Here is a 4,060-nt window from a genome sequence, read left to right as displayed (position 1 = left end):
TGCAAGCTATATATTGCAATAGGTATAAAAACGATAAAGCTTAAAAATATTACTTCTCCCCTTGTTAAAAATAGATAACTATATAAAGCATTAACAATCAATATTATTAAAAGAAGTATATATCTAGCATTACTACTTTTTTTCATAATAACCTCCTATATTTTGAAATACATTCAAAATATATTGTATATCTATATTTGCCTAGACTTATTAAGATGTTTTGATAATGTAAGTATCTCTTGTACCCATTCAGAATTCTCTGCATCCTGTAAACTAGCCAAACGTAATTTATTTATTAATTTAACATCAAGAGCTTCGTTTGAAACACCTAATCTATCCGATAATAAATAAGAAAGAATAATTATATCAGCTAAGATATCAATATTTTCATTATTGCCACCTGTATTACCTTCAGCCATGTTTGAAAACAGAGCAGATACATTTGACAGCAGCTGACTTTTTAACCTTTCAATAATCCTTATAGTCTTAGTAATATCAAAATCCCCTTTATATATAGACATAACTACAGTCCCCTTTTACTTTTATAATTATTTATATCTATTTGACATAAGTTATTTTATCTATTTACATAGATTAATCATATTATAACATTTTATGGAAGATATGAAAAGTTAAGAAATTATATTAATGTGTTCATGTCAAATAATTAATAAAGGCTCTGATTACTCAGAGCCCTAAAATATCTATATTAATCAACTGTGTAAGGCATTAATGCTATATGTCTTGCTTGTTTAATAGCTATTGTTAATGCTCTTTGATGTTTAGCACAATTTCCAGTGATTCTTCTTGGAAGGATTTTTCCTCTTTCGGAAACATATCTTTTTAATTTACTTACATCTTTATAGTTAATTGTTGCTTTTTTGTCTGCACAAAAAATACAAATACGTTTTTTTCTTCTTCCGCCTTTTCTTTTTTGGAAAGCCATTATTTTACCTCCTTTATAAAAATCATATTATACCTAAAATGGTAGGTCGTCATCAAAACTTTCGTCTATAGGAACAAAACCATCGGCATTATTATTCTCTGGTGCTGGAACGGATGTTTCATTTGGTTCCATAGCCATTCTATTTTCAAATGAAGATTTACTTTCTGCAAAATGCTGTTCTTCAGCAATTACTTCTGTCATCCATCTTCTATTGCCGTTAGCATCATCATAAGATCTTATTTGCAATCTACCAACAATACAAACTTGTTGACCTTTTTTAAAAAACTTCTCAGCAAACTCACCTGATTTACCAAAGGATACAATGTTAATGAAATCAGCATCTGGCTCGCCATCACGTTTGAAACGTCTGTTAACTGCTAATGTATATCTAGCAATTGCAAGAGGTTGAGCACTTTGTGAGTATCTCACTTCTGGATCCTTTGTTAATCTCCCCATCAATATAACTTTATTCATAAACATTACCCCCTTAAAATTAGTCTTCTAATCTCTTAAATAAGAATCTTAAAACAGGTTCCATAATACGGATTCTTTTTTCAATCTCAGCTGGTGCGTCAGAAGATGATTGGAATTGAATAAAGTAATAATAACCTTCTTTTACTTTATCAATTTCGTAAGCTAGTCTTCTTTTTCCCCAGTCGTCAATTTCACCGATAGTACCACCAAATCTTTCAATATAACCTTTGATTTTTTCTAAAGCGGCTTCTTTAACTTCTGTTTCAACTTTCCCGTTGATTACAACTGCTAATTCGTAATTATTCATTAATTACACCTCCTTTTGGACTTTGGCCCTTATTAATAATAAGAGCAAGGATAATAATCATTACAATAATGATTATATAGCTTGACATAAAATTACTATTTTATCGTCACACTACAATTTAATATATTAACACAGTTCTTCACATTATGCAATAAGAAATTTTATATTTTATATTAATATATAAATAGATACCATTATTCTTTAATATTCTTAATATTCTTTTCTAATTTCTTTCTTGGAATCATGACCTGGTGACCGCATCCTAAACATTTTATTCTAAAATCAATTCCAGTTCTAAGTACTTCCCATTCATAACTTCCACAAGGATGTTGTTTTTTTAAGTGTAATATATTTCCTACTTTTATATCCATCTTAATCACCTCTATTAATTATTAACTTTTATTAATAAAAATATCCTGCTTACTATTATAAATTAAATCCAAGTAATAGTAAATATAATGTATGTTTAAATAATATGCATATTCAATATTTTTATTTACCTAAATCCCTATCTCATGTTATAGTTATTATACTGCAATCAAACAAATGTTTGATGAATATTACATTAAGAAAGGAATTAATTAGAATCAATAGTTTTTTATAAGGAACATGACTTTAGTTTTGTTTTGGTATCTCTAATTTGTGGTGAATACATATGTTAAAATCAAAAAAATATTTATACGAAGGTCTTTTATTTATTGTAGCAATAATCTGGGGAAGTGGGTTTATAGCCTCCAAAATAGCTTTAAATATGGGGGCTACTCCTATATTAATTCTAACCCTAAGATTCTTAACCGCAGCCATTATGCTTAGTATTATTTTCTTTAAACATCTAAAAACTATCTCAAAATCAGATATTATGAGTGGTTTTATTGTTGGCTTATTCCTCTTTCTAGGTTTTATATTTCAAACCTTCGGAATACTATATACTACCCCATCAAAAAATGCTTTTTTAACAGGTGTAAATGTAATTATCGTTCCATTCTTATGTTGGATACTATACTGTAAGAAGCCCCTACTAAAATCATTTTTATCAGCGATCATTTGTTTTATTGGAATTGGTTTATTAACGTTAGATACAGCTACAGGTGTTAATTTAGGTGATTTACTAACTTTGATATGTGCTGTTTTCTTTGCACTGCATATAGTGTTTAATGGACATTATAGTAAGAAAATCAACCCTATAAAACTCTCTATTATACAGATGTATGTAGCATTTATTTTATCTTTAATATCCTTTATTGTCATGGACATTAATACGGTAAAAATAGATATAACCCTAAATGCCATTTTAGCTATTCTATATTTAGGTATTTTCTGTACTTCTATTGCATTCTTCATCCAGACTTATGCACAGAAGAAAGTACCAGCTAATAAAGCAGCTATATTCTTATCAACTGAATCTGTATTCGGAACAATCTTTTCTGTAATATTATTGAAGGAATCACCGAATATCAAACTAATATTAGGCTGTATTGTTATTTTTATAGCTATACTTATATCAGAAGTTGACGTGAAAAAGAAACAATGCTAATAACCAATCTTGTTTTTATAGATGATAATTATATTAATTATCATCTATTTAATTTTACCTAATCTATCTTACTCTTATAGAAAAGTAAATTATTAGATGAAAAATATATTACTTCCCTTAATAAACCATTTATAGTATCGTTCTACATATGATTAATTATAGACAATCAGAATAACTATTTACTATCAATTATAGATTCTTATATTAGTTAAGAGCAATAAAAAAACAGCTAATAAGCTGTAAGTAATTGCGGAGAAAGGATTTGAACCTTTGACCTTCGGGTTATGAGCCCGACGAGCTACCAGACTGCTCCACTCCGCGCCATTAAATTAAAATGTTTCCAAGGCGCCAATCGGATTTGAACCGATGATGAAGGTGTTGCAGACCTCTGCCTTACCACTTGGCTATGGCGCCATAATTTATTATATGCATAGTGCATTAATTTTGTCAATAACAAAATCGGCAGCCATCTACTCTCCCAAGTCGTCTCCAACTAAGTACCATCGACCGTTTATGTCTTAACCATCGTGTTCGGTATGAGAACGGGTGTTTCCCATAAACGCATTACCACCGAAAATGACTCGTAGGGGAATCGAACCCCTGTTACCGCCGTGAAAGGGCGGTGTCTTAACCGCTTGACCAACGAGCCTTATTATAAACTCCCCGAGTGGGACTCGAACCTACAACCCTTCGGTTAACAGCCGAATGCTCTACCATTGAGCTATCGAGGAATACTTTTATATAAACATTCAAAACAACACATTGTGAACAACAAATCATCTTATCAACCTCTGCAAAG

6 protein-coding genes, 4 tRNA genes and 1 rRNA gene are annotated in these 4,060 nt (G+C 30.1%); 1 reads left to right on the top strand and 10 read right to left on the bottom strand.

Annotated elements, in window-relative coordinates:
* Positions 1-191 precede the first annotated feature (191 nt).
* From AACQ14_RS23625 to AACQ14_RS23605, 5 genes are all read right to left on the bottom strand, one after another.
* Positions 192-521 (bottom strand): MazG-like family protein, encoded by a 330-nt coding sequence (locus tag AACQ14_RS23625; RefSeq protein ID WP_339365999.1) that lies wholly within the window; start codon positions 519-521, stop codon positions 192-194.
* 188 nt (positions 522-709) lie between these two features.
* The gene (rpsR, locus tag AACQ14_RS23620) at positions 710-946 is read right to left on the bottom strand and encodes a 30S ribosomal protein S18 (RefSeq protein ID WP_339365998.1); all 237 of its coding nucleotides are present in this window, start codon (positions 944-946) and stop codon (positions 710-712) included.
* A gap of 33 nt (positions 947-979) precedes the next feature.
* Positions 980-1,420: a single-stranded DNA-binding protein gene (locus AACQ14_RS23615; RefSeq protein ID WP_113673085.1), complete on the bottom strand. Its 441-nt coding sequence runs from the start codon at positions 1,418-1,420 to the stop codon at positions 980-982.
* A gap of 19 nt (positions 1,421-1,439) precedes the next feature.
* Positions 1,440-1,727 carry a 30S ribosomal protein S6 gene (rpsF, locus tag AACQ14_RS23610; RefSeq protein WP_113673084.1) on the bottom strand — a complete coding sequence of 96 codons (288 nt, stop codon included), beginning with the start codon at positions 1,725-1,727 and terminating at the stop codon, positions 1,440-1,442.
* Positions 1,728-1,921: 194 nt separating this feature from the next.
* Positions 1,922-2,098 (bottom strand): DUF951 domain-containing protein, encoded by a 177-nt coding sequence (locus AACQ14_RS23605; RefSeq protein WP_339365997.1) that lies wholly within the window; start codon positions 2,096-2,098, stop codon positions 1,922-1,924.
* A gap of 284 nt (positions 2,099-2,382) precedes the next feature.
* Between AACQ14_RS23605 and AACQ14_RS23600 the strand changes: the two genes are divergently transcribed.
* A complete protein-coding gene (locus AACQ14_RS23600; RefSeq protein ID WP_339365996.1) occupies positions 2,383-3,261 on the top strand; it encodes a DMT family transporter in 879 nt (292 codons plus the stop codon).
* Positions 3,262-3,508: 247 nt separating this feature from the next.
* Here the strand turns inward: AACQ14_RS23600 and AACQ14_RS23595 are convergent.
* The 5 genes from AACQ14_RS23595 to AACQ14_RS23575 form a co-directional block, all read right to left on the bottom strand.
* A tRNA-Met gene (locus AACQ14_RS23595) sits at positions 3,509-3,582 on the bottom strand.
* A 22-nt stretch (positions 3,583-3,604) separates the two neighbouring features.
* A tRNA-Cys gene (locus AACQ14_RS23590) sits at positions 3,605-3,675 on the bottom strand.
* A 43-nt stretch (positions 3,676-3,718) separates the two neighbouring features.
* Positions 3,719-3,836 (bottom strand): 5S ribosomal RNA (gene rrf / locus AACQ14_RS23585).
* A gap of 2 nt (positions 3,837-3,838) precedes the next feature.
* Positions 3,839-3,910 (bottom strand) — tRNA-Glu (locus tag AACQ14_RS23580).
* A gap of 10 nt (positions 3,911-3,920) precedes the next feature.
* Positions 3,921-3,992: transfer RNA gene (locus AACQ14_RS23575), tRNA-Asn, on the bottom strand.
* Positions 3,993-4,060: the final 68 nt, after the last annotated feature.

It is taken from the genome of Vallitalea maricola (assembly GCF_036985595.1).
Lineage (GTDB): Bacteria > Bacillota > Clostridia > Lachnospirales > Vallitaleaceae > Vallitalea > Vallitalea maricola.
The sequence above is the reverse complement of the archived record's forward strand: the minus strand, read 5'-3'. Positions and strand labels throughout refer to the sequence as shown.